The following is a 24,041-nucleotide window of genomic DNA, read 5'->3' as shown; positions in this document are numbered from 1 at the left end:
CCTGCGTTCATCGTTCGTTTATCGCCTCCCGGCACTCTGAATGCCGTTGATCCGTCGCGTCGGGGGGCAGACGGTTCGTCATGGAGGCCCACCGTTAAGGTGAACGGCCCTGACCGGCCCGTCCGGCGACCCTCGGGGGAGTCGCCGGACGGGCCTCGTCACCCAAGACACAGGAGTTGAACAGCATGGCCGAAGAGAAGAAGTCCAACGGCACCGTCAAGCCGCTCGACACCCACATCACCGACGCCGACGGCGGCACGGTCAAGCCGCTCGACACCCACATCACCGACGCCGACGGCGGCACGGTCAAGCCGCTCGACACCCACATCACCGATGCCGACGGCGGCACGGTCAAGCCGCTCGACACCCACATCACGAGCGAAGAGGCCTGACGGACCGGCACCCCACGGGGATCGGCCGCGGCGGCGCGGAGGGGAGGCCGCCGCGGCCGAGGCGTGTCAAGGCTCACGGACGGGGCCGAGCCCAAGCTCGGCCCCGTCGCCGTGTCGTCTCACGGGTGGAGGTCGCCGACCCGGAGATCAAGCGCTGACGCGGTGTGACTGGCAGGTCCGTGCCACGTGGGTGGCGTGATGGCCCGGGAATCGGCGGCTGTGATGGAACACAGCTGCCAATCTCCGGCCCAACTCCCTTTCCTCGAGACTTCGGCGCCGAGTTGTCCACAGGCTGGGTGGGAGTGGCCCTGCCTTCGGGACACTGGGGGCGTGGAACGCAAGGACTTGAGGGCGCTCGTCGAGGGTGGTGTGTTGCTGACCTCGCGGGCGCTGGAAGCAGGCTGGCCTCGGGCGTCCCTCTTCCGGCGGCTCCGCTCGGAGGGGTGGGCCCGCGTGCAGGGCGGGGCATGGGCAGAACCGGGGAGGGAAGTCGACCTTGTCGTACGGCTCAAGGCGACCCAGTTGGTCAGGCGGCAGCTCGTCGTGAGCCACGGCTCGGCTGCTCGCCTTTGGCAGATCGAGACACTGGACGGCGGGAGGCCCGCCGAGGATCCACGGCGTCCATGCCCTCTGGAATTCACCGACCCCGGGCTCAGCGCACGGCAGGGCTTCGCCGGGGTACGGGTCCACCGCATCCCCCTCCCGCAGGTCGAGGTCGTCGAGCGCTCCGGCCTACGCGTCACCGAGGTCCCTCGCACCCTCGCCGACCTCCTCCGAGCCGGCCCGAGGGACAACGCGCTCGTCGCGGTGGAGTCCGCACTCACCTACCGAAGGGTCGGGGGCGCACGCCGTGCCCCGCTCATCGCGCCGGCCTCCCTCGCCGTGGCCTTGGAGGCCCCGCTTCTCGGTGCCGGCAGGGCACAGGAGTGGCTGGTGTTGCTCGACCCCCGTTCCGGCTCACCCGCGGAGACGATCGCCCGCCTGCACATGCACGACGCCGGCCTCCGTCCCGAAACTCAGGTCGAAGTGTGTACTCCCGACGGCCGTCGCCGCTATCTCGACTTTCTCTTCCGGGCCGAGGGACTGGCGATCGAGATCGAGGGCTACGCCTATCACGGCACCCGTGACGCACATCGCCGTGACGTGGCCCGCTTCAACCAGCTCGCCCAGAGTCCGCAGGTACGGCGCCTATTGCGCTACACCGCCGAAGACGTCTTCCACCGGCCTCCACAGATGATCCGCGAGATCCGCGCCGCGCTGAATACCAGATCCGACCTCGCCGGGACGGGCCCCCGCACCCCGCCAGGGTTGATTGGCGGATCTGTGTCGGCGTGAGGCCCATTTGCCCGCTCTGGCGGGCTGTTCAGTGGGACTCTTCTGCCAATCGCCCCCTCACGGGGCCGGGGGGACCGCGTCCGCCAAGGCTCTGTGCTCCGTTCCCCCTCCCGACATCCCAGCGTCGCACCCGCCCGCCAGGCTCGGGTGCCATGGCATCCGACCAGAGCGTGCCGGCCGGTCCCGGGCGGCCGTCGGCGATTGTCAGGTTCGTTCAGTTCGTGCCGCTGGGCGCGGTCGCTGTCGTGCTGCTCGACTCGGGCACCGACTTCCTTCCCGACGACCCGGTCGAGTCGGTGATCGGGATCGTCACGCCTACGCGGCTCGCCCTCCTGGCCGGCCTGATCGCCCTCGTCGTCCCCGTACGGGGGCGGGCGCGGGCCCGGCTGCGGGACTTCAGGACGCGACTGGACGTGCCGATCGGCCTGTTGGTCGTGGCCGCGGGGGCGGCGACGTACCACGGCGGGCACGCCACGGCGCCCCTGCGCGGCCTGCTGACCGTCGTGTGCTGCTACTACCTGGTCGTCGGAGTGCGCCGTACGCAGACCGAGTCGTGGCGGGCGATCGGGATCCTCTCGCTGGCCGCCGTCGCGGCGGCCTCCACCACCGCCTTCTCCCAGGTGACCAACGAGACGCCGACCGGCTTCTGCCGGACGGGGCTGCTCACCGACGTCGCCTGTGACGCGGGCGGGGACGGCATCCTCATCCGGGCCACCGGGACCTTCTCCAACCCGAACCTGCTGGCCGCCTTCCTGGTGCTGCTCCTGCCGTTCGCGCTGCTCGCCGCCGTGTGCGTGGACGAGCGGACGGCCCGCACGGCGGTCGTGGTGCTGGTCGTCGTCGGCTACGGGGCCCTGCTGACCACCTTCTCGCGTGCCGGGTACGTCGCCGCTGGCGCCGGGCTTCTCGTGCTCGGCGGCGCCTATTGGCTCGCGCCCCGGCTCGCCGACCGGGCGCAGCGCCGGCTGGTCGCCGCCCTGGGTGCCGTGGCCCTGCTCGCGGCGGCCGGCGCCATCTGGGCGGTGTCCCGGGCCGGGAACTCACTGGGCGTGCGGGGACAGGCGTGGGAAGCCGCGCTGCAGGTCGCCGCCGACAACCCCCTCGGCGTCGGGCTCGGGCGATCCGGCGCGGTCATATCCGCCACCGCGCCGGGCGACCGCGTCTTCGTCCACGCACACAACCTCTGGCTCGACCAGCTGGTGGAGACGGGGCCTCTAGGGCTCCTCGCCATGACCGCCGTGGCCGTCGCCGCCCTGTCCTGCGCGGTTCGCGCCGCCCGCGCCAAGTCGGTCATCGGGACGGTCGGGCTGGCCTCGCTGACCGGGTTCTTCCTGGCGAGCATGATGGACCACCCGGCCAACCTGGACCGGATCGACGTGCTCCTGTGGTGCGTGCTCGCCGTCGTCATGGCCGAGGCGCCCACCGGGTGGCGCCGCGGCTCCGGTACGCCCACGACTGTGGTCCCGGCGCAGGTGAAGCGGCCCCGGCACGGGCCCCAGCGCGTCGGTGCGGCGACCTGAGGGGCGGCCGGCCCCGCGGTCCTACCCCGAGCGGCGGCGCGCCCCGCCCCGCAACTCCCCCTTCACCACCTTGCCGCTCGCGTTCCGCGGCAACTCCCCCAGGAACTCCACCGTCCGGGGCACCTTGTAGTTCGCCATCTCCCGCCGCGCCCAGGCGATCAGGTCGTCCCCGGTGAGCACCGCCCCGGGCCGCCGCACCACGTACGCCTTCCCGACCTCGCCCAGCCGTGCGTCGGGGACGCCGATCACCGCCACGTCCGCCACGTCGGGATGCAGGCCCAGGAGCTGTTCTATCTCCGCCGGGTAGGCGTTGAAGCCGCCGACGATGTACATGTCCTTGATGCGGTCGGTGATGTGCAGGTTGCCCGCCGCGTCCAGCACGCCCACATCGCCCGTGCGCAACCAGCCGTCCTCCGTCAGCACTTCGGCGGTGGCCGCCTCGTCCTCGTAGTAGCCGCGCATCACGTTGAAGCCGCGGACCAGGACCTCGCCGGGGGTGCCGGCGGGCGCCGGTTCTCCCGTCGGGCCGACCACCTGCACCTGAGTGCCCGGGATCGCGCGGCCCGACGTCGACGCGATGACCGACGGGTCGTCGCCGCGCCGGCACATGGTCACGATGCCGCTGGCCTCGGAGAGGCCGTATGCCGTGAGGACCGTCTCGACGCCGAGTTCCCCGCGCAGGCGCTCCACCAGTTGCAGGGGCACGACCGCCGCGCCCGTCACCACCAGCCGCAGCGCGGAGAGGTCGTGGGCGTCGCGGGCCGGGTGGTCCAGGAGGGACTGGTGCAGGGTGGGCGGGCCCGGCAGGACCGACACCCGTTCCGCCGCGATGTTCGCCAGGGCCGTGCCGACGTTGAAGACCGGCTGGGGGATCATCGTCGCGCCCCGCATCAGACAGGCGATCACCCCGGCCTTGTAGCCGAAGGTGTGGAAGAACGGGTTCACGATGAGGTAGCGGTCGCCCTGCCGCAGTCCCGCCAGGTCGCTCCACACCTCGTAGGCACGCAGACTCTGTGTGTGCGTGATGACCGCGCCCTTCGGGCGGCCCGTCGTGCCGGACGTGAAGACGATGTCCGAGGGGCAGGAGCCGTCCACGGCCCCGGCACGCGCGCGCACGTCCGCGGCGCTCACCCCGTCCCCGCTCGCCAGGAAGTCCTTCCAGGTACGGAAGTCCGCCGGGGCGTCGTCCGACAGCACGACCACCTGCTCCAGCTCCGGCAGTCCCGGCCCCTGAGCGACCGCCCTGCGCAGCGACGCCACATACGACGTCCCGAGGAACGTGCCCGTCACGAACAGCAGCCGCGCCCCGCTGCGCCGCAGCACATCGGCCGCCTCGGTGCCCTTGAAGCGGGTGTTCAGCGGCACCAGCACCGCCCCGGCCGACACCGCGCCCAGCGCCGACACGATCCAGTCGAGCGTGTTGGGTGCCCAGATGGCGACCCGGTCGCCCGGCACGACGCCGTTCGCCAGGCAGGCCGCCGCCGATCGCTCGACGCGGGCGCCCAGTTCGGCGTACGAGATCCGCGTACGGCCCTCGACCACGGCCTCGACATCCGCGTACCGCTCGGCCACGGACCGGACGAGTTCCGGGATGCTGGCCCACTCCAAGTCACCGCGCACCACAGCCTCCAGACCCAGTAGCTGACTGTCCGTCAGATTAGCTGTAGCCTGACGCTCTGTCAGCAGCCGCTTCAGCATGCGGAGGTGCTCGCAGCATGACCGGAGTCAACGGACTCAAGGACGCCACCGCGATCGTCGGCATCGGACAGACGCCCTTCGCCAAACAGCTGGGCGAGGACGAGAGAACCCTCGCCTGCCGGGCCGTCGTGGCCGCCCTGGACGACGCCGGAATAGCGCCGGGCGAGGTCGACGCGCTCGCCAGCTACACCATGGAGGAGACCGACGAGGTCGAGCTGGCGAAGGCCGTCGGCTTCGGTGACCTCACCTTCTTCAGCAAGGTGGGCTACGGGGGCGGCGGTTCGTGTGCCACCGTCGCGCATCTCGCCGCCGCCATCGCCGCAGGGCAGGCGACGGTCGGGGTCGCCTGGCGGTCCAGGAAGCGGGGCAGCGGCCCGAGGCCCTGGCGCAACACCACCGCCCAACTGCCCACGCCCGCCCAGTGGACCCGGCCGTACGGCCTTCTGCGCCCCGTCGACGAGATCGCCATGCTCGCCCGGCGCTACATGCACGAGTACGGCGCGACGCGGGATCACCTCTTCAACGTCGCCCTCGCCTGCCGCAACCGGGCCAACCAGAACCCGGCCGCGGTGATGTACGAACGGCCCCTGACCCGCGAGATGTACATGACCTCCCGGTGGATCAGCGAGCCCCTGTGCCTCTTCGACAACTGCCTGGAGACCGACGGCGCCCTGGCGTGCGTGATCGTCAGCCGGGAGCGCGCCCGGGACTGCCGGCACACCCCCGTCTACGTCCACTCCGCCGCCCAAGGACTGCCCGCCCAGCACCACGGCATGGTCAACTACTGGAACGACGACCCGCTCACGGGGCCCGCGTGGACCGCGGCCCGGCACCTGTGGAAGCACGCCGACTTCACTCCACAGGATGTGGACGTCGCCCAGATCTACGACGCGTTCACCGCTCTCATACCGCTCTCGCTGGAGGGGTACGGCTTCTGCGGGCGAGGCGAGGGCGGGGCGTTCACGGAAGGCGGCGCCCTGGAGATCGGCGGGCTGCTGCCCCTCAACACCGGTGGCGGCGGGCTCAGCGAGGCCTACGTCCACGGCTTCAACCTCATCAACGAAGGCGTCAAGCAGCTGCGCGGCACCAGCACCGCGCAGGTCCCCGACGCCACCACCTGTCTCGTCACCGCCGGCGAAGGCGTCCCCACCTCCGCGCTGCTCCTGAGGAGTTGATCGAAGGATGCTCTCCCCCGTCACCGACCCCGACGGCGCCCCCTTCTGGCAGTACGCCGCCCAGGGCGAGCTGCGCGTCCAGGCGTGCGCCGACTGCGGCGAACTCCGCTTCCCGCCCCGCCCCTGCTGCCCGCACTGCCAGTCCTTCGCGAGCGAGTGGCGGCAGGTCGGCGGGCACGGCCGGATCTGGTCGTACGTCGTCCCCCATCCGCCCCTGCTGCCGGACTACGCGGAGCAGGCGCCGTACAACGTCGTGGTCGTCGAACTCGCCGACGCGCCCCGCATCCGCCTGGTCGGCAACCTCGTCACGGAACCCGACGCCCCTCTCAACTCTTCGCCCCCGGACCGGATCCGCATCGGCGCCAGGGTCCAGGCCGTCTTCAGCGGGTCCGGCCTTGTGCGGTGGGTCCTGGAGCGGCCGTGAACCCCGCCGTCGGGACCGAGACCGACAAGGACACCGGCGTCGCCGTCGTCACCCTCGACCGGCCGGAGCGCCTCAACGCCATCGACCTCACCATGCGGGACGAACTGGTCGCGGTGTGGCGGGAGTTGCGGTTCGACGACACCGTCCGGGCCGTCGTGCTCACCGGGGCCGGGGAGCGGGCCTTCTGCACCGGCCTGGACCGGGAGGCCGTCGTCCCGCAGCCCAGTTCGCCGTACATGACCGACGATCCGCTGCTGCGGGTCGGGCCGAAGGCGAACGACCTGTGGAAGCCGGTCGTCGCCGCCGTGCGGGGCATGGCCTGCGGGGGCGCCTTCTACCTCCTGGGCGAGGCGGACTTCCTCGTCGCCGACCCGAGCGCCACCTTCTTCGACCCGCACACCACCTACGGCATGGTCAGCGCCTACGAGTCGATGCTGATGGCGCTGCGCATGCCGTACGCAGAGGCCGCGCGGATGGCGCTCATGGGCAGCGCGGAGCGGATGTCGGCGCGACGGGCGCACGAGATCGGGTTCGTGTCGGACGTCACCGAGCCCGGCGGGGCGCTGGCCGCCGCGGTCGACTGTGCCGTCGTCATCGCCGGGCACCCCCCGGAGGGTGTGCAGGGGACCGTACGGGCGCTGTGGGCGGCCAAGGAGGCCGCCCTGGCCCACGCCTTCGCGCAGGCACCGCACCTGATCGCCCTCGGCAACCTGCCGGGCGACCGGCAGACGGAGCTGTTCCGGGCGCGGCGCCGCGAGTTCAGGACCCGGTGACCTAGTAGTGGTCGGACATGCGCATCGCGTCGCCCAGTTCGCAACTGCCGCCCGCGACGCTCTGCCTGGCGACGACGTCGATGGTGTCGGTGGCGCCGGCGTCGACGGTCAGGATTCCGGAGGTGGCCGTGTCCACCGCGGTGCCGGCCGAGTCCTTGAAGGTGACGGTGAACGTGTAGGAGTACGTCGTGGTCGTACTGCTGTTGGTGGCGCGGACGCGCGCGACGAGCCCCTCGACCGCGTCGTACTCACACTTCTCGATCTTCACGTCCGTGGTGTCCTCCGCGGACGGCCCCTCGCTCTCCACGCCGCCACTGGATGACGAGCCCGTGTCGTAGTCGTCGTCATCGTCGTCGTAGTACGTGCTGCCGCCACTCGTGCCGCCCGAACTGCTCGACGAGCTGCCGGAGTTCGAGTTGCTGTCGCAGCCGCCGCCACTGGAGTGCCGGGCGCCCGTCAGGGCCACGACGACCCCCACGCAGACGGCCACAGCGCGGACATGGCGAAGCTTCACGTGGTCAACCCCCGTTGTCATGATCGTGAGCACGTCACGTTAGCAGCGGCCGCATGGCAGGAACCGCTTACCCGGCGCAACGTCTCGTGCAAGAGCGGTGAAGATGGCCGCCCTTCGCGGACGGCCGCCGTCCGGACCCTTCCGCGCGCCGGTACGACGGCCGGCGACCGGCGATGCCTACGCGGTGCGGGCCGTGCCCGTGCCCTTCTCGGCGTCCAGGGCGTACACACAGCGGTCCTTGCTGCACGCGTACACGACGCCGTCCTGCACCACGGGCGAGCCGGTGATCTCGCCACCGGTCGCCAGCTTCCAGCGCAGCCGGCCGTCGTCGGCCTTCAGGGTGTAGAGCAGGTGGTCGGTGGAGCCGAAGTGGATCCGGCCCTCCGCCACCGAAGGCGCGCCCACGATGTCGCCGCCCGCCTGGAAGCGCCACTTCGGCGTCCCGGTGACGGCGTCCAGGGTGTAGAGCCCCTTGCCGCTGCCGACGTGGACGTGGCCCCCGGCCACCAGCACCGGATCGATCGAGGCGCGGGCCTCGGTGGCGATCCGCCAGCGGTCGCGGCCGTCGGTGGCGTCCAGGGCGTAGACCGTGCCGAGGTAGTCCGCGAGGTACACGCCACCGCCGGTCACCGCCGGGCCCGGCACGAAGGCCGGCGGGCACAGGAAGACCGCCGGGGCCTCGAAGTGCCAGCGGACCTGGCCGCTCACCACGTCCAGCGCGAGCACCCGCGTCCCGGCGGACACGTACACATAACCGTCGTGCGCCTGCGCCACCCGCACCGGCACCCCGCCGCAAGAGGCGGCGTCACCGATGGGGTACGACCAGCGCTCGTCGCCCGTCCGGGCGTCCAGGGCCTTCAGCCGGGCGTCCTGCCAGACGTACACCGTGCCGTCGTACAGCGCCGGTCCGGCCTCCGGGGACTCGAAGTCGGTCTGCGCCCCGGTGATCTCCCACAGTTTCTGGCCGTTGGAGGCCTCCCAGGCCTGGACACCGCCGCCGCGCGTGCCGGTGACGACCGTGCCGCGCTCGGCCTTGAGGGAGTACACCCAGGCGTCCGTCTGCAGACGCCAGAGGTCGGCGCCCTCACGGCAGTCCAGGGCGAACAGGGTCGGGCCGTCGGAGGCGTGGATACGGCCGTCGGCGACCGCCATCGACCAGGCGACGTCCCGCGTCTTGAAGCGGCGGCGGCCGGTGGCCACGTCCAGGGCGTGCACCTCGAAGGAGGTGACGTAGACGAGGTCGTCGGCGACGGAAGGGGTGCCCCAGACGTCGTTCGACATCCGGAAACGCCAGGGCCGCCAGCCGGCCGCGGGTTCGGGGGCCACCGGCGGCGATGCCGGTACGGCGGGGCCGACGGCAGGGTCCGTGCCGTTGACGCCGGGGCGGGGCTTGGACCAGGAGGCGACGAGGCCTGCTTCCGGCGGGGGCGCCTGCATGGCGGCGGCGCGGGCGTCGGCGACGCGGGGGCCGGGGCCGATGGGGACCGCGCCGCCGGCCAGCCGCACCGGGCCGGTGTCGGGGGCGCCGACCGGTACGGGCGCCGGCTGCGGGCCCGGAACCGCCGGGTCGTGCGCGGGCGGCGGCGGAACCGGCGCGGGGGCGATACGGCCTCCGCTGCGGCCGGAGGACGGCGCGGGCTTCACCGCCGGACGGCCGCCGCGCCGCGCCTCGATCAGGCCCACGGCCCGCTCGGGCAGCCACGCGGACGCCGTACCGCTGTCGTCGGTGCCGGAGCCGAAGAGGTGGGGGGCGAGCTGGGCCTGGAGGTCGGCCGGGTTGGGGCGGGCCGTGGCCTCCATCTGCATACAGGACTCGATCAGCGGACGCAGCTCGTCCGGGAGGCCCTCGAGGTCGGGGCCCTCGCGCAGCAGCATGAAGACCGTCTCGACGGGGTTGGCGCCGTGGAAGGGCGGGTGTCCGGTGGCGGCGAACACCAGCATCGAGCCGAGCGAGAAGACGTCGCTCGCGCCGGTCACGCTGCGGGAGTCCTTCGCCTGCTCGGGCGACATGTAGGCGGGGGTGCCGACGGCGACGTTGGTCATGGTCAAACGTGTGTTCGACACGCCGGACGCGATTCCGAAGTCGATGACTCTGGGGCCGTCCTCGACCACGAGCACGTTGGACGGCTTGAGGTCGCGGTGGACGAGACCGGCGCCGTGGATCGACTGCAGGGCCTCCGCCACACCGGCCGCCAGCCAGCGCACCGCCTGGGCCGGGAGCGGCCCGCACTCGTTCACTATCTCCTCGAGGGAGGGCGCCGGGACGTACGCGGTGGCCAGCCACGGCACGGCCGCCCGCGGGTCGGCGTCGACGACCGCTGCCGTGTAGAAGCCGGAGACCGCCCGGGCCGCCTCCACCTCACGCGTGAAGCGGACGCGGAACAGCTGGTCCTCGGCGAGTTCGGTACGGACCGTCTTGATCGCCACGCGCCGCCCGGACGCCGAGCGCGCAAGATAGACCAGCCCCATGCCGCCGGCACCCAGCCGTCCGAGCACCTCGAACGGCCCGATCCTGCGCGGATCGTGCTGCGTCAGCTGATCCACCACTCTGCCTGCCACCTCCCCGTACGGGCCCCGTCACCCGCTTATGTACGCGACCCCGTGCAGCGTCTCACCACCGCACCGCCTTGGCGGCACGCACCCCGATTCTTCCTGTCCGGAGGCGTGGTGGCGAACCCGCGGGCGGAACGGGGTGTCTTGGGACAAAACCACAGCCCGCCGCCCCGCGGAAGCGCGGTATCGCATAGTGGGACGCCTGAGCCGCCTGTGACAGAAGTGCCGTCAGTCCTCGGTGGTCCGCTCCAGAACCGCGAAGGACGCCCCCTGATCGTCGGTCACCACGGCGGCCCTCCCGTACGACGTTTCGAAGGGCGGCACCTGGATCCGCCCGCCGAGCCGGTTCACCGTGCCGAGGATCTCCTCGCAGTCCGTGACCCGGAAGTGGACGAGGAAGTGGGGCGGCATCATCGCCGAGAAGCGTTCCGCGACCGCCGCCCGCCCGAAGTCCGGCTTCGCGTCCGGCCCGAACAGGGCGTCGGCGAAGAGCCCGCCGTAGAAGTCGTTGGCGACCTCGATGTCCCGCGCGTACAGCTCAACCCAGCCGAAGGTGCCGGCCTCGTGCCGCCGCCCGAAGCCCGGATGTTCGCCCTCCTGCCACAGCCCGAAGACGGCGCCCTCGGGGTCGGTGACCAGCGCGGCCGTCCCGAGACCCGCCCCGACCTCCACGGGCGCGGTGACCACCTGTCCTCCGGCACTGCGGATCCGCCCGGTCAGCGCCCGTGCGTCCGGGGTGGCGAAGTACACCGTCCACACGGTGGGCATCCGCCCGTCCGTCTTGCGGGAGAGGGCGGCCACCCGATCGCCGTCCAGCCGGGCCCATACGGTGGAGTCGTAGGCCTCCTCGAAGTCCCACCCGAAGAGCTCACCGTAGAAGCGCTTGCCCGCCTGCACATCGGCGAGCTGCGCCTCGACCCAGCACGGAACGCCCTCCGTGTATCCCGTTCCGTTCGCGGATGCCCTGTTTTCGGCCATGCGGCAAAAGTAACGGCGTCCCACGCACCTCGCAGACCAGGCACACCAGCCTCGCGATCCCCGTGCACCCCATTTGCAGTCGGCCGAATCGCGCCCCGATCACGCCTCGGTAAGCTGACGACATGACAGGACAAGTGCGTACCGTCGACGGCCGCGTGGCCGGCCGGCGTGGGCAGGCGACCCGGCAGAAGCTGCTCGACTGCCTCAGCGAGATGCTCAGCTCCTCCCCGTACCGCGACGTCAAAGTCATAGATGTCGCGCGGAAGGCGGGCACTTCGCCCGCCACCTTCTACCAGTACTTCCCGGACGTCGAGGGTGCCGTCCTGGAGATCGCGGACCAAATGGCCACCGAGGGCGCCGGGTTGACCGAGCTCGTGGAGGGCCGCAGCTGGGTCGGCAAGGCCGGCTGGCAGACGGCTCAGGAACTCGTCGACGGATTCCTGGAGTTCTGGCGGCGGAACGACGCGATCCTGCGGGTCGTCGACCTCGGTGCGTCCGAGGGGGACAAACGCTTCTACAAGATCCGTATGAAGATCCTGAACTCGGTCAACAACTCCCTGGCCGAGTCGGTCACTCAGTTGCAGGCCAAGGGCAAGGTCGACAAGGACGTCAACCCGGCCGCGGTCGCGGGTTCGATCGTCGCGATGCTCGCGGCGGTGGCCTCGCACCAGAGGGGCTTCCAGACCTGGGGCGTCAAGCAGGCCGAACTCAAGCCGAACCTCGCCCTGTTGGTGCATCTGGGTGTGACCGGCAAGAAGCCGACGAAGTAGCTCCCTGATTCGAGCAAGTCCTGTCTGGCAGGCGGCGGCTCACCCGACGTGGGCCGCCGCCTGCCGTCCTATTCGGGCAGCGGACGATCCCGTACGACGTGCTTCATCACCAGCGTCGACGTGAGCCGTTGCACCCCCGGCAGGGCCGCCAGCCGCTCGTCGTACAGCCGCTGGAAGGCGGCGAGGTCGGCGGTGGCCACCCGCAGCAGGTAGTCGGGTTCCCCGAACAGCCGTTGTGCGTCCAGGACATGGGGGATGTCCGCGATCGCCCGCTCGAATTCGGCGACCGTGTCCCGGTCCTCCTGCCGCATGGACACGAAGACCAGCGCCTCGAAGGTCAGCCCCACCGCCGCCGGCTCCACCACGGCCCGGTAGCCGCTGATCGCGCCCGAGCGCTCCAGTTCCCGCAGCCGCCGGTGGCACGGCGAGACGCTCAGCCGCACCCGCCCGGCCAGCTCGGTCACGGTCAGCCGCCCATCCTGCTGCAGCTCGGCAAGAATCTTCCGGTCCACGTCATCCATGAAGAAGATATTTGCTCACAACTCGCGATCATGAGCAAACTTCGACAACACTTTCGGGCCATTCCCGCCTAATGTCCCCAGTATGGACTCCGGACTGCTCCTTTCCTTCCTCGCCATCGACCTGCTGCTCGTCTGCGTACCGGGCGCCGACTGGGCGTACGCGATCTCCGCCGGGCTGCGCGAGCGCTCACCGGTGATGGCGGTGACGGGTCTGGTCACCGGGTACGCGCTGCACACGGTCCTCGCGGTGGCCGGCCTCGCGGTGCTGGTGGCGAGCGAGCCGGGTCTGCTGACCGCGCTGACGGCGGCCGGTGCCGCGTACCTGGTGTGGCTGGGCTGGAGCGTGCTGCGCCGCCCGGGCACGCCGGGGACCTCCGAGGAGGCCGTGGCCCCGAGCAGCCCGGCCCGCGTCTTCCTGCGCGGCGCCACGATCAGCGGCCTCAACCCCAAGGGCCTGCTGCTCTACCTCTCGGTCCTGCCCCAGTTCCTGGTGACCAAGGGCGACCACCTGCCGGTCCCCGCCCAGACCGCCGTACTCGGCCTGCTCCACATGGCGTGCTGCGCCGCCGTCTACCTGACCGTGGGCCTCGCCGCCCGCGCCGTCCTCGGCGCCCGCCCGGCCGCGGCACGGGCGGTCACCCGCACGTCCGGGGCGGCGATGCTCGGAATCGGCGCCTTCCTGCTGGTGCAGCGCCTGGCGACGCTGTAACGGTCACGGCCGCCCGGGCTCCTCGTCCCTGCGGACGATCCTGAAGAGCCGGATCTCCCGCTCCACCCGGGCCTGATACGTGGCGTACGGCGGCCAGAACCCGAGCACCGTCTTCCAGGTGGCCGCCCGCTCCTCGCCCTCCAGCAGCCGGGCCGTGACGGGGATGTCGGCGCCCTTCCAGCTGACCTCGGCGTCCGGGTGGGCCAGCAGGTTGGCGGTCCAGGCCGGGTGGCCGGGGCGGCCGAAGTTGGAGCCGATGAGGATCCAGGTGCGGCCGCCCTCCTCGGGCATGCACGCGAGCGGCGTGCGGCGCGGCAGCCCGCTGCGGGCGCCCGTCGAGGTCAGGATCACGCCGGGCAGCATCTGGGCACTGAGCAGCACTTTCCCGCGGGTGAGCCGGTGCACGGCACGGTCGAGCGCGGGGATCAGATGGGGGGCGACCTTGGCGAAGCCCCGGGTCGAGGACACCTTCTGGACGAGCCGCACGCCGATCACACCGCCACCTCCCGCACCCCGGATGTCGCGAAGAGCCTGGCCTCGGCGGCGGCGTGCGCCCGCAGCCGGTGCACCGGCCCGAAGAGCAGCTCGTCGCCGGCGGCCCGCTTGAAGTACAGATGCGCCTCGTGCTCCCAGGTGAAACCGATGCCGCCGTGCAGCTGGATCCCCTCGGCCGACGCGATCCGCAGCGCTTCCAGGGCCTGCGCGAGGGCGAGGCGCTCCGCGGGTGGGGCCGCGCCGGGTCGTTCGTCGTCTGCGGGTCCGTTGTGGCCTCTTGGGGGCGTTGCGGCCCACGCTGCGTAATAGGCCGCCGAGCGTGCCGCCTGCACCGCCACGTACACATCGGCCAACCGGTGCTTCACCGCCTGGAAGGACCCGATCGCCCGCCCGAACTGCTCCCGCTGTCCCACGTACTCCACGGTCCGCTCCAGCGCCCGGTCCGCGGCGCCCACGGCCTCACAGGCGAGGACGGCGGCGGCCGCATCCCCCGCGCCGGCCAGGGCACTGAGCACGTCGGCACCGTCCTCCTCTCCCAGCAACTCGGCCGCCACGTCCCGCAGTTGCACCCGCCCCTGCGGCCGGGTGGCGTCCAGGGCGGTCTGCCGTACCCGGACGACGCCCGCCGCGTCCCCCGGCACCAGGAACAGCAGCGTCCGCGACCGGGCGAACCCCCCGGCGTGCGCGGCGACCAGCAGCAGCCCCGCGCTGTGCCCGTCCAGCACCTGGTCGACCTGCCCGTACAGCCGCCAGCCGCCCTCCACGCGCCGCGCCTGCACGCCGCCGGCACGTCCGCCGCCGGCCCAGTCACCCCCGTTGTCGCCGGTCAGGGCGAGCGCGGCGGCCAGCGCGGTGCCCGGGACGGCGAGGGTGGCGGTGAGCGTGCCGGAGGCGAGGCGGGGCAGCAGGGCGGCGCGCTGGGTCTCGGTGCCGAGGGCGGCGATCAGGGGTGCGGCGAGAACGGCGGTGGCGAGCAGCGGGGAGGGTGCCAGCGCACGGCCCGTCTCCTCGCAGGCGAGGGCGAGTTCGGTCGTCGTGCAGCCGACACCGCCGTACGCCTCGGGAAGGGCGAGCCCGGGCAGGCCGAGCTGTTCGGCGAGGGCGGTCCACAGGGCCGGGTCGTGGCCGGCGGGGGTGTCGACGGCGGCGCGCAGTTCGCGGGGGCCGCAGCGGCTGTGGAGCAGCTCGCGGAGGGTGCGGCGGATCTCGTCCTGCTCGGGGGTGAAGCTGGCGTCCATGGCTCTTCCCTCCGCATCTGACGGGCCGTCATATTAGGAGGGTCGCAACGATATGCACAGAGGTTGACCGCAGAGAGGTTGGAGGCCTCGCATGACTCCCGGGAGCCGGAAAGTCGCCGTGGTCGGGGTGTCCCTCTCCGACTGCGGCCGGGTGGACGACGCGACCCCGTACGCCCTGCACGCCCAGGCGGCCCGCCGCGCCCTGGCCGACGCGGGGCTCGGCCGGGAAGTGGTGGACGGCTTCGCGTCCGCCGGGCTCGGCACCCTCGCCCCCGTCGAGGTGGCCGAGTATCTGGGGCTGCGCCCCACCTGGGTCGACTCCACCTCCGTCGGCGGCTCCACCTGGGAGGTGATGGCCGCCCACGCGGCGGACGCGATAGCGAGGGGGCACGCGAACGCCGTCCTCCTCGTCTACGGCTCCACGGCCCGCGCCGACATCAGGGCGGGCCGGCGGACGGGGAACCTGTCCTTCGGCTCCCGGGGCCCCCTGCAGTTCGAGGTGCCGTACGGTCACACGCTCATCGCCAAGTACGCCATGGCCGCCCGCCGCCACATGATCGAACACGGCACGACCATCGAGCAGTTGGCGGAGGTCGCCGTCCAGGCGAGGGCCAACGCGGCCCTGAACCCGGACGCGATGTTCCGCGACCCGATCACCGTCGACGACGTCCTGGACGGGCCGGTGATCGCGGACCCCTTCACCAAGCTGCACTGCTGCATCCGCTCCGACGGCGGCGCGGCGGTGCTGCTGGCGGCCGAGGAGTTCGTACGGGACTGCCGTACGGCTCCGGTGTGGGTGCTCGGCACCGGGGAGCACGTCTCGCACGCGGCGATGTCCGAGTGGCCCGACTTCACGGTGGGGCCCGCGGCGGTGAGCGGACGGCTCGCCTTCGAGCGGGCCGGGGTGCGCCCGGAGGAGATCGACTTCGCCGAGATCTACGACGCGTTCACCTACATGACCCTCGTGACGCTGGAGGACCTCGGCTTCTGCGGCAAGGGCGAGGGCGGGGCGTTCGTGGAGAAGGGGCGGCTGCTGGTGCGGGGCGGGGACCTGCCGGTCAACACGGACGGGGGCGGCCTTTCGGCCCAGCATCCCGGGATGCGGGGGCTGTTCCTGCTGGTGGAGGCGGTGCGGCAGCTACGGGGCGAGGGCGGGGAGCGTCAGGTGCGCGGGCGGGGCGGGGCGTTGCCCCGTCTGGGTGTCGCTTCGGCGACCGGGGGATGGTTCTGCTCGTCGGGGACGTTGGTACTGGGGAGGGATTGAGCCGATCGAGAGGACTGCAGGCATGGCCCTGACCCGAGAAGAACGCGAACAGTTCCTTGCCGAGCCCCATGTCGCCGCGCTGTCCGTCGACGCGGGCGCGGGGCGCGCTCCACTGACCGTGCCGGTCTGGTACCAGTACGAGCCCGGCGGCGACGTATGGGTCCTGACCGGGCTGGATTCCCGTAAGAACCAGCTGATCCAGGCGTCCGGCCGGTTCACCCTGATGGTCGACCGCGTCGAACCCACCGTCCGGTACGCGTCGGTCGAGGGCCCGGTCATCGAGACCACCCCCGCCACCCTGGAACAGCTCCGGGAGGTCTCGGCCCGCTATCTCCCGGCCGACAAGGTCGACGGCTATGTCGACTTCGCCTGGAAGAACCACGGCGAGCAGATCGTCATCCACATGCGGCCCGAACGCTGGGTGTCGTCCGACCTCGGTCAGCTGTGAGCCGGTACGGCCGCCGCGGCACGTGACAATCGATGCATGGGAGATGACCTTCTTCATGAGCTGCTGAGGTCGCTGCGGGTGTGGGACCCGGCGGTCACCGAGCTGCCTGCCTTCGACCCGGCCACCGCACCCGCCGACCCGCTCGCCCTGTTCACGGCCTGGTTCGCCGAGGCGGTGGCGGCGGGGCAGGTGGAACCGCACACCATGTCCCTCGCCACGGCCGGCGAGGACGGCCTGCCGGACGTACGGACGGTGATGCTGCACGGCGCGGACGCCTCCGGCTGGTCCTTCGCGACCCACGTCGACAGCCGCAAGGGCCGCCAGCTGACGGCCCGCCCGTACGCGGCACTCGGCTTCTACTGGCCCGCCCAGGGCCGCCAGGTGCGGGTGCGGGGCCCCGTGTCGGCCGCCCCCGCCCAGGACGGCCAGGCCGACCTGCACGCCCGCTCGACCGGCGCGCTGGCGGCGGCACTGACCGGCCGCCAGAGCCAGGTCCTGGGGTCGCTGGAGGAGTTGGCGCGGGCCTCCGAGTCGGCCTGGGAACGGGCCGGACGCGAGCCCGGCACTCCCGTGCCGACGTGGACGCTGTACCACCTGCGCCCCGACGAGGTGGAGTTCTTCCAGGGCGACGCGAGGCGTCGGCATGTGCGGCTCGACTACCGGCGCGGGGAGGACGGCTGGGTGAGGGAGCTGCTCTGGCCCTAGGTCGGCGTCAGTCGGGGAGCCGGATCCCGTTGACGGCGGTGTCGAACACCGGGCGGTACTCGTCCCACTGCGCGTCCGGTGCGGAGAGGTAGATGGCGTACTGGGTGTTGTCGGCACCGTTGACGGCCAGCTCGACCCCCCGGAAACCGCGCACCCTGCCCTGGAAGGTGAACTCCCAGTACCCGGCGGTCCGGCCACGGAAGGTCGTGCGGCTCATCCTGACCCGCTCGTAGCCCGCGTTGTCGCGCCGCGTCTGGGCCTCTTCGGTGTCGCGCCAGTGCTGGAGCGGATCGGCCCCCGCGAACTCGACCTCCTCGACCCTCAGGCCGACCAGCCCGGTCGGGTCGATGTAGGCGACCTCACCGGTTTTGGGCACCTTCTGGGCCTTCCAGCCGTCCGGCACGGGCACGGAGAAGTCCTGGCCGGCCTTCACGAGGTGGTACCCGGCGGGAACCGGAGACGGGGAGGCGCCCGGCTCCGGAGAGGTGCCGGACGCGGGCTGCGAAGGGGACCGCGGGGCGTCGTCGTCCGACGAAGCGAGACCGCCCCCCGGCCGCAGCAGCACAGCACCCGTCACGGTGGCGGCGATCACCAGTGCCGAAGCGATCCACAGGGCCGTGCGGCGCCCTCGCTTCCGCCCCGGCGCGGCGTCGGGGGTGGTGGGGGTGGCCGTGGGGGTGGCGGGCATCCGCTCCGGCCTCGTGGGCGGATCGAGCGGGGCGGTCGCCTCGCCGGCCACCCGGCTCAGGAGGTGCTCGGCCTCCTGGGCGTCCATGCGCCGGTGAGGCTCCTTCACCAGCAGCCCCTCGATCACCGGGGCCAGATCCTCGGCGTTGCGCGGGGGGTCGTAGGTGTCGGCGGCGATGGCGTACGCCGTCTCGATCGCCGTGTCCCGGCCGAACGGGGGCCGCCCCTCGACCGCCTCGTACAGCGTCGCCCCGAGCGACCACAGATCGGAGGCGGGGCCGGGCTCGGCGATCCCGCTGCGCAGCCGCTCCGGCGCGAGGTACCGGATCGAACCGACCAGTTCGCCGGTCCTGGTCAGGGAGGGCGATCCGGACTCCACGGCGATCCCGAAGTCCGTGAGGACGATGCGCCCGTCGTTCCCGAGCAGCACGTTGGCGGGCTTGACGTCCCGGTGCAGCACGCCGACGTCGTGCGCGGCGCGCAGCGCGGCGGCCATGCTGCGGCCGATCCGTGCGGCCTCGCCCGGTGGCAGCGTGCCCTGCTGCTTCAGGACGTCGCCCAGCGTGAGCGAGGGGATGTACTCCATGACGATGCACGGCAGGCCCTCGTCGTCGACGACGTCGTGCACGACGATCACATGGGGGTGGGTGATCCGGGCGGCACTGCGGGCCTCACGGCGAGTGCGCTCGTAGAGCCGCTGGATCTCGTCGTCGTGCAGGTGCGGCGGGACGTGCAGTTTCTTGAGGGCGACGTGCCGGTTGAGCAGTTCGTCCTCGGCCCGCCACACGGTGCCCATGCCGCCGCGTCCGACACGCTCCACCAACCGGTAGCGGTTGGCAATGAGCCGCCCCAGATCGGACACCCTCCCCAGATCGGACACCGTGAGACCTACTTCTCCCCGTACACCTGCGCACTTTTCGAACAGATTGCAGATGCACCATAGCGCGCGGGGACTCGACGGCCGGGGATGCCTAGAAGCCCCGGGTCCCCCGGAAGTCGTACGCCGCGAAGTCGGCCACCGCCCGGTACCCGATGCGCTGGTAGAGGCTGTTGCTCGTCTGGTTGGCGAGGTCCGTGAAGAGCAGTACCTCGCGCACCCCGGAGGCGAGCACGGCCCGGCTGACCTGGGCCGTGGCCGCGCCCGCGTAGCCGCGTCCGCGCAGGTGGGCCGGGGTGTAGACGGGGGCGACCCGGACCTGTCCGGCGACCACCGGAGTCACGCCGGCCATGGCGAGGGGAGTGCCGTCCGCGTCCTCCCAGAAGGTGATGCCTCCGTAGGAGATGCGTGAGTCGGCCCATGCGGCGGCGTCACGGGCGGCGTGCTCGCCGACGGACTCGATGAACTCGCCGTACCAGCGCGTCAGTTGCTCCCGGTCCTCCTTGCCCGCGACCCGTGCGCGGCCCGCCGGGAGGGGCTGCGGCAGGGTCAGGTTGCCGAGTCGGTACAGGCGTTGGCTCTGGCTGACCGAGGCCCGGCCGCCCGCGTGCCGACGCCAGGCGGTGACGAAGGCCTCGGCGGTCTCGCGGGCCGCGATGACGCCGGGGACCGAGTGGCCGAGGGCGACCAGGTGGGCGGCGAGGGAGTCGGCCTCGTCGGGGGTGAGCGGGGTGACGTTCAACCGGTAGGGCGGGGTGCGGAAGTAGGCGGCCCGTACCTGCCCGCCCACCTCCAGCACCCCGAAGACCGGCGCCTCGTCGCCGTACGCACGCAACCCGCTGGTGCGCAGCGTCTCGGTCACCGTCAAGACGACGGTGTGCAGATCGGGGCGTGAGCGCAGAAAGCCACCGGCGTGGGCGAGGAAGCCGGTGAGATCCTGGGTGCAGTACCAGTCGTCCGGGCGCATACCTCATGATCCCGCGACGCGGCACCGAGTGTGCACCCTTTTCGGCTGTGGACACCAAGCCGACACAAGACCCCACCCCCAGGCGGGGGTTGAGAGGCTCGGGGTTCACGGGTCTACGAGTCCACAGGTTGACGTCCGAGTCGGGATCGGGGGTCCGGATCCGGGTTTGGGTGCGGGTGCGGGTGCGGGAGCGGGAGCAGGGTTCGAGTCCGGGTACGGGTGCCGGGCCGAGCCCGCTGAGTCCGGGACCGGGTGCGGGGCCAAGGCCTGGTTCGGGTACGGGGCCGGGCGCGGGAGCGGGTGCGGGGCCAAGGCCTAGCCCCGACGCGGGGCCCGGTTCGGGAGCCGGGCCGGAACCGAGTCCGGACCCGGGTGCGGGTGCGGGGCCAAGGCCTAGTTCGGATGCAGGGCCGGGCGCGGGTGCGGGGCGGCACGGGGCCAAGGCCTAGCCCCGACGCGGGGCCCGGTTCGGGAACCGGGCCGGAACCGAGTCCGGACCCGGGCACGGGTGCGGGGCCAAGGCCTAGTTCGGGTGCGGGGCCCGGTCCGGGTCCGTGGCCAGACGGGCGTGCAGGTGTACGTCGCGGTATGCGTCCTGCCGTCCCGCCTCCCACATCGCTCCCCGCAGGGTCCCCTCGTACCGGTACCCGCAGCGCTCGGCGATACGGCAGGAGGAGTCGTGCCCGAGGGCATGGCCGAGTTCGAGCCGGTACAGGCCCAGGCCCGGCTCTGCGAGGGCCCACCGGGTGACGAGGGAGAGCGCGTGGGTGGCGACACGGCGGCCGCGAGTCTCGGGGAGAACCCAGTAGCCGACGCGGGCGGAGCGCATGACCCAATCGATGACGTTGACGCCGATGTGCCCGAAGGGGGTACCGGTCGACGCGTCGGTGACGCAGTACGACACGGAGGTGCCCTCACGCGTGCTCCGTGCCGAGTCGCGGAGGGATTCCAGGGCGCTGTCGGGGTCGGTCCCGATGCTCAACGGGGTGTTCCAGCGCCGGAACTCCGGGTCGCTGCGGCCCCGGAACCAGGTCGCGGCGTCGGCCTCGGACTCCGGGTCCCAGGGGCGCAGGCGCAGGCCGTGGCCGTGCAGGTCGGGGTGGGGGTGCGGGTGGCTGGTGGGGCGTATGTCGGCGTGAGGCATGCGGCCATTGAACCCCGCGCCGGTCAGCCGGCAGCGCGGAACACCGGCACCCCGTCCCGGAAGGCGACCGACAGCTCCATCCCGGCCCGCAGCCGTCCGACGTCCCCGTACTCCACGACCTCGGTCATCATCCGCGGCCCCTCGGCGAGATCGACGACGGCGGCGACGTACGGCGTCCGATCCCCGAAGGGCGGCAGGTCGTTGCGGTGCACGACGGACCAGGTGTAGAGCGTGGCCCGACCGCCGGCTGCCTCCCACGTCACGTCCTCGCTCCAGCAGTGGGGGCAGAACTCGCGGGGGTAGTGGTGGGCGCGTGCGCAGGCGCGGCACCTCCGGATGAGCAACTGCCCCTGCGCTGCGGCGTCCCAGTAGGTGCGGGTGAAGGCGTCGGCCTCGGGAATGTCGTATCGCTGCCCGCTCATCGCAGCTCCCTCATCAGAACAACCCCAGCGCGCCGTCCACCGACCACGACTGCCACGACATCCCCAACAGCGCGACCACCGAGATCAGCGCCATCATCGAGTTCTGCCCCTGCTCACCCCAGTCGTGGATCATGAGGGTGAAGTAGAGGACGTTGAGCAGCAGCCCGCCGACGAGGGCGATCGGGGTCAGGAACCCGAGGATGAGCCCGAGCCCGAGGGCGAGCTCCGCGTACAGCACCACGTACGCCATCGTCCGCGGCCGGGGTGTCACGACGGCCCCGAAGCCGGACCGTACGGCGTTCCAGCGGTGCTTGGCCGCCACCTCCGCCGCCCAGGAGATCCCCGCCCCCTCGAACCAGCTCTTCTTGTCCTTGTGCCGCCAGCTCTCCAGCCACCACAGCCCGAGACCTATTCGGAGCACGGCCAGCCATTCCGCACCTGTGAGCCAGATCGCGTCCATGAATCTGACGGTACGTCAGATAAGAGGAGCCTGACAATCGCCTGTGCATCCCGAATGAGTCCCGCAGATTGTTGGCAATCTTGTCCACAGTCCGGCTAGGTTCGCAGACGCAAGCCGAGGACACCGAGTGAGCCGAGGGAGCCGGACGTGAGGCACAGGGCAGTCAAGCGCAGGAGCGTGGTCATGGGGATCGGGGCGACCGCCGGGGTCGCGGCGGTCGGGGGCGTCACCCTGACCGCGCAGGCGTCGAGCGCGTCGAGTGACACGAGCGGCACGAGCGCGTCAGGGTCCTCGGGGTCGTCCTCGTCCGACGCCCTGGTCTTCGACAAGGACGCCTACTCGACCCTGACGACGACCATCACGGACGCCGACGGGGCCGAGCACGAGGTGGAGTACCGCTTCCACAAGGCGATCACCTACGTCGCGAAGCCGGTCGACGAGACGTACCAGAGCCTGAACGTGAGCGTCCCCGTGAAGATCGACGGTACGGCCGTCGACGCCACGCGCGCCCCGATCCTGTTCGCCAACTCGGTCGGCGGTTACATGCCGTCGTCGGTCGCGGACGCGACGGGCGTGGGCGGAGGCGGCATGACCGGCATGCCGGGCGGCGGCGCGCCGAGCGCCTCGTCGTCGGCTTCGGGCGAGGTCGCATCGGGCGGCGACGGCATGGTGAACGCCCAGGGCGGGATGGTCAGCCTCCCGAAGCTGGCGCTCGCGGCCGGCTACGTCGTCGTCGAGCCCGGCGCCCGCGGCCGCACGCTCAAGAACTCCGCCGGCGAGTACTACGGCGTCGCCCCCGCGGCCATCGTGGACCTCAAGGCCGCCGTCCGGTACGTGCGGTTCAACAAGGGCCGCATACCCGGCGACGTCGACCGCATCGTCTCCTCCGGCACCAGCGCGGGCGGCGCCCTGTCCTCCCTGCTCGGCGCGTCCGGCGACAGCCCGCTCTACGACAAGTACCTCAAGGAGATCGGCGCGGCCGACGCGAGCGACGCCATCTTCGCGACCGGCGCCTGGTGCCCGATCACCGACCTGGAGCACGCCGACGGCGCCTACGAGTGGAACTGGGGCTCCAACGCCACGAGTTCCGGCTCCAAGGTCGACCGGACGGTGTCGAAGGAACTGCGGTCGCAGTTCGCCGAGTACCAGGCGTCCCTGAAGCTGCGGGGCCTCGGCGGCTTCGGCACGCTCACGGCCCGCAACTACGACGAGTACCTGGTGAAGCAGTACCTGGAGCCGTCGGCGACCACATATCTGGCGGCCCTGTCGGACGCGGACCGCGAGTCGTACCTCTCCTCCAACCCCTTCATCACCTGGTCCGGCGGCAAGGCGGCCTTCTCCTGGGCCGACTTCCTCACCCACGTCGGCGCCCGCAAGAAGACCACGCCGGCCTTCGACGCCTTCGACCTGTCGACGGGCGAGAACAACCTGTTCGGCCTCGGCACCACCCAGGCCCGCCACTTCACGGCCTACGGCGCCAGGAACGACACCACCGGCCTGAGCAGCAAGCGGGTGGCGAGCGACATCCCCGCCGCGTTGCGTCTGATGAACCCGATGCCCTTCCTGGTCTCGAAGCCCAACCCGCACCGCACCAAGCACTGGTGGATCCGCCTCGGCACCAACGACTCCGACACCTCCCACACCGTCTCCGCCAACCTCGCCGCCGCCGCACACGCCCTCGGCGACGACGTGAGCCACCTCTACTACTGGGACGAGGGCCACGGCGCCAACGCGGATCCCGGCGACTTCATCAAGTGGATCGCCAGGATCAGCGGCCACAAGCCCTAGCGGGCCGCCGGGTAGTCCCCCGGGGCAACTCTGCCGAGGCCGAGCAGCCGGCCCCTCAGAACGCGGTACCGGTTTCCCGTCATGACTCCGGCCACCGCCCCAGGACGCCGAGTTCCCGCCCACCTGCGGGGCTCGGCGTCCTGGCATTCCACCCCCACCCCCACAACCACCTCACCCCCACAAC

The 24,041-nt window shown here is 72.0% G+C and carries 24 protein-coding genes; 12 read left to right on the top strand and 12 right to left on the bottom strand.

Going from position 1 to position 24,041, the window contains the following annotated elements; all coding sequences use genetic code 11:
* The first annotated feature begins 185 nt into the window (after positions 1 to 185).
* The 3 genes from ACWGDB_RS09035 (at position 186) to ACWGDB_RS09025 (ending at position 3,247) form a co-directional block, all read left to right on the top strand.
* Positions 186 to 392 (top strand): hypothetical protein, encoded by a 207-nt coding sequence (locus ACWGDB_RS09035; RefSeq protein ID WP_453821820.1) that lies wholly within the window; start codon positions 186 to 188, stop codon positions 390 to 392.
* A 330-nt stretch (positions 393 to 722) separates the two neighbouring features.
* The gene (locus ACWGDB_RS09030; RefSeq protein WP_453821819.1) at positions 723 to 1,727 is read left to right on the top strand and encodes a hypothetical protein; all 1,005 of its coding nucleotides are present in this window, start codon (positions 723 to 725) and stop codon (positions 1,725 to 1,727) included.
* A 152-nt stretch (positions 1,728 to 1,879) separates the two neighbouring features.
* Positions 1,880 to 3,247, top strand: a complete 1,368-nt coding sequence (locus ACWGDB_RS09025) for an O-antigen ligase family protein (protein ID WP_453821818.1) — start codon at positions 1,880 to 1,882, stop codon at positions 3,245 to 3,247.
* A gap of 21 nt (positions 3,248 to 3,268) precedes the next feature.
* Here ACWGDB_RS09025 and ACWGDB_RS09020 read toward each other — a convergent pair whose 3' ends face one another.
* Positions 3,269 to 4,867: a FadD3 family acyl-CoA ligase gene (locus ACWGDB_RS09020; RefSeq protein WP_453821817.1), complete on the bottom strand. Its 1,599-nt coding sequence runs from the start codon at positions 4,865 to 4,867 to the stop codon at positions 3,269 to 3,271.
* Positions 4,868 to 4,962: 95 nt separating this feature from the next.
* Between ACWGDB_RS09020 and ACWGDB_RS09015 the strand changes: the two genes are divergently transcribed.
* Genes ACWGDB_RS09015 through ACWGDB_RS09005 form a run of 3 tightly spaced genes read left to right on the top strand, consistent with a single transcriptional unit; the run spans position 4,963 to position 7,317 of the window.
* Entirely contained in the window at positions 4,963 to 6,120 is a 1,158-nt protein-coding gene (locus tag ACWGDB_RS09015) for a lipid-transfer protein (protein ID WP_453821816.1), read from the top strand.
* 7 nt (positions 6,121 to 6,127) lie between these two features.
* A complete protein-coding gene (locus ACWGDB_RS09010) occupies positions 6,128 to 6,544 on the top strand; it encodes a Zn-ribbon domain-containing OB-fold protein (RefSeq protein WP_453821815.1) in 417 nt (138 codons plus the stop codon).
* A complete protein-coding gene (locus tag ACWGDB_RS09005) occupies positions 6,541 to 7,317 on the top strand; it encodes an enoyl-CoA hydratase/isomerase family protein (protein WP_453821814.1) in 777 nt (258 codons plus the stop codon). Before ACWGDB_RS09010 ends, ACWGDB_RS09005 begins: the two co-directional genes overlap by 4 nt.
* A gap of 1 nt (position 7,318) precedes the next feature.
* Here ACWGDB_RS09005 and ACWGDB_RS09000 read toward each other — a convergent pair whose 3' ends face one another.
* From ACWGDB_RS09000 to ACWGDB_RS08990, 3 genes are all read right to left on the bottom strand, one after another.
* Positions 7,319 to 7,831, bottom strand: a complete 513-nt coding sequence (locus ACWGDB_RS09000) for a hypothetical protein (RefSeq protein WP_453821813.1) — start codon at positions 7,829 to 7,831, stop codon at positions 7,319 to 7,321.
* Between the two features lie 177 nt (positions 7,832 to 8,008).
* Entirely contained in the window at positions 8,009 to 10,378 is a 2,370-nt protein-coding gene (locus ACWGDB_RS08995) for an outer membrane protein assembly factor BamB family protein (protein WP_453821812.1), read from the bottom strand.
* Positions 10,379 to 10,612: 234 nt separating this feature from the next.
* A complete protein-coding gene (locus tag ACWGDB_RS08990) occupies positions 10,613 to 11,362 on the bottom strand; it encodes a VOC family protein (RefSeq protein WP_453821811.1) in 750 nt (249 codons plus the stop codon).
* A 122-nt stretch (positions 11,363 to 11,484) separates the two neighbouring features.
* On the opposite strand from ACWGDB_RS08990, the gene ACWGDB_RS08985 reads away from it, so the two are divergent.
* Positions 11,485 to 12,132 carry a TetR family transcriptional regulator gene (locus tag ACWGDB_RS08985; RefSeq protein ID WP_453821810.1) on the top strand — a complete coding sequence of 216 codons (648 nt, stop codon included), beginning with the start codon at positions 11,485 to 11,487 and terminating at the stop codon, positions 12,130 to 12,132.
* Positions 12,133 to 12,200: 68 nt separating this feature from the next.
* Here ACWGDB_RS08985 and ACWGDB_RS08980 read toward each other — a convergent pair whose 3' ends face one another.
* Positions 12,201 to 12,653: an Lrp/AsnC family transcriptional regulator gene (locus tag ACWGDB_RS08980; protein WP_453821809.1), complete on the bottom strand. Its 453-nt coding sequence runs from the start codon at positions 12,651 to 12,653 to the stop codon at positions 12,201 to 12,203.
* 82 nt (positions 12,654 to 12,735) lie between these two features.
* Between ACWGDB_RS08980 and ACWGDB_RS08975 the strand changes: the two genes are divergently transcribed.
* Positions 12,736 to 13,362 carry a LysE family translocator gene (locus ACWGDB_RS08975; protein ID WP_453821808.1) on the top strand — a complete coding sequence of 209 codons (627 nt, stop codon included), beginning with the start codon at positions 12,736 to 12,738 and terminating at the stop codon, positions 13,360 to 13,362.
* 3 nt (positions 13,363 to 13,365) lie between these two features.
* Here ACWGDB_RS08975 and ACWGDB_RS08970 read toward each other — a convergent pair whose 3' ends face one another.
* Together ACWGDB_RS08970 and ACWGDB_RS08965 are read right to left on the bottom strand one after the other, a co-directional pair.
* On the bottom strand, positions 13,366 to 13,857 hold the full coding sequence (locus tag ACWGDB_RS08970; RefSeq protein ID WP_453821807.1) for a nitroreductase/quinone reductase family protein: 492 nt from the start codon (positions 13,855 to 13,857) through the stop codon (positions 13,366 to 13,368).
* Entirely contained in the window at positions 13,854 to 15,095 is a 1,242-nt protein-coding gene (locus ACWGDB_RS08965) for an acyl-CoA dehydrogenase family protein (RefSeq protein WP_453821806.1), read from the bottom strand. The genes ACWGDB_RS08970 and ACWGDB_RS08965 overlap by 4 nt, the downstream gene beginning before the upstream one ends.
* A 91-nt stretch (positions 15,096 to 15,186) precedes the next feature.
* On the opposite strand from ACWGDB_RS08965, the gene ACWGDB_RS08960 reads away from it, so the two are divergent.
* From ACWGDB_RS08960 to ACWGDB_RS08950, 3 genes are read left to right on the top strand one after another with little or no spacing between them, the layout of a single operon-like run.
* Positions 15,187 to 16,359 (top strand): thiolase C-terminal domain-containing protein, encoded by a 1,173-nt coding sequence (locus tag ACWGDB_RS08960; protein WP_453821805.1) that lies wholly within the window; start codon positions 15,187 to 15,189, stop codon positions 16,357 to 16,359.
* A 22-nt stretch (positions 16,360 to 16,381) separates the two neighbouring features.
* Positions 16,382 to 16,807: a pyridoxamine 5'-phosphate oxidase family protein gene (locus ACWGDB_RS08955; RefSeq protein ID WP_453821804.1), complete on the top strand. Its 426-nt coding sequence runs from the start codon at positions 16,382 to 16,384 to the stop codon at positions 16,805 to 16,807.
* Between the two features lie 36 nt (positions 16,808 to 16,843).
* Positions 16,844 to 17,512: a pyridoxine/pyridoxamine 5'-phosphate oxidase gene (locus ACWGDB_RS08950; RefSeq protein ID WP_453821803.1), complete on the top strand. Its 669-nt coding sequence runs from the start codon at positions 16,844 to 16,846 to the stop codon at positions 17,510 to 17,512.
* Positions 17,513 to 17,519: 7 nt separating this feature from the next.
* Here the strand turns inward: ACWGDB_RS08950 and ACWGDB_RS08945 are convergent, their stop codons facing one another.
* The 5 genes from ACWGDB_RS08945 to ACWGDB_RS08925 all read right to left on the bottom strand — a co-directional run bounded on the left by ACWGDB_RS08945 (position 17,520) and on the right by ACWGDB_RS08925 (position 22,069).
* Positions 17,520 to 19,061, bottom strand: coding sequence for a protein kinase domain-containing protein (locus tag ACWGDB_RS08945; protein WP_453821952.1), 1,542 nt, complete (start codon positions 19,059 to 19,061; stop codon positions 17,520 to 17,522).
* Between the two features lie 109 nt (positions 19,062 to 19,170).
* The gene (locus ACWGDB_RS08940) at positions 19,171 to 20,043 is read right to left on the bottom strand and encodes a GNAT family N-acetyltransferase (RefSeq protein ID WP_453821802.1); all 873 of its coding nucleotides are present in this window, start codon (positions 20,041 to 20,043) and stop codon (positions 19,171 to 19,173) included.
* A gap of 523 nt (positions 20,044 to 20,566) precedes the next feature.
* Entirely contained in the window at positions 20,567 to 21,187 is a 621-nt protein-coding gene (locus ACWGDB_RS08935; protein ID WP_453821801.1) for a GNAT family N-acetyltransferase, read from the bottom strand.
* A 23-nt stretch (positions 21,188 to 21,210) separates the two neighbouring features.
* Complete coding sequence (locus ACWGDB_RS08930) at positions 21,211 to 21,609, bottom strand: Zn-ribbon domain-containing OB-fold protein (RefSeq protein WP_453821800.1); 399 nt, start codon at positions 21,607 to 21,609, stop codon at positions 21,211 to 21,213.
* A gap of 13 nt (positions 21,610 to 21,622) precedes the next feature.
* Positions 21,623 to 22,069, bottom strand: coding sequence for a DoxX family protein (locus ACWGDB_RS08925; protein WP_453821799.1), 447 nt, complete (start codon positions 22,067 to 22,069; stop codon positions 21,623 to 21,625).
* Positions 22,070 to 22,252: 183 nt separating this feature from the next.
* Here ACWGDB_RS08925 and ACWGDB_RS08920 point away from each other — a divergent pair, with 183 nt between their 5' ends.
* Positions 22,253 to 23,857, top strand: coding sequence for a subtype B tannase (locus ACWGDB_RS08920; RefSeq protein ID WP_453821951.1), 1,605 nt, complete (start codon positions 22,253 to 22,255; stop codon positions 23,855 to 23,857).
* Positions 23,858 to 24,041: the final 184 nt, after the last annotated feature.

The organism is Streptomyces sp. NPDC055013, assembly GCF_053608645.1.
Note: the sequence above shows the minus strand (reverse complement) of the source record. Positions and strands in the feature narration are given on the sequence as shown.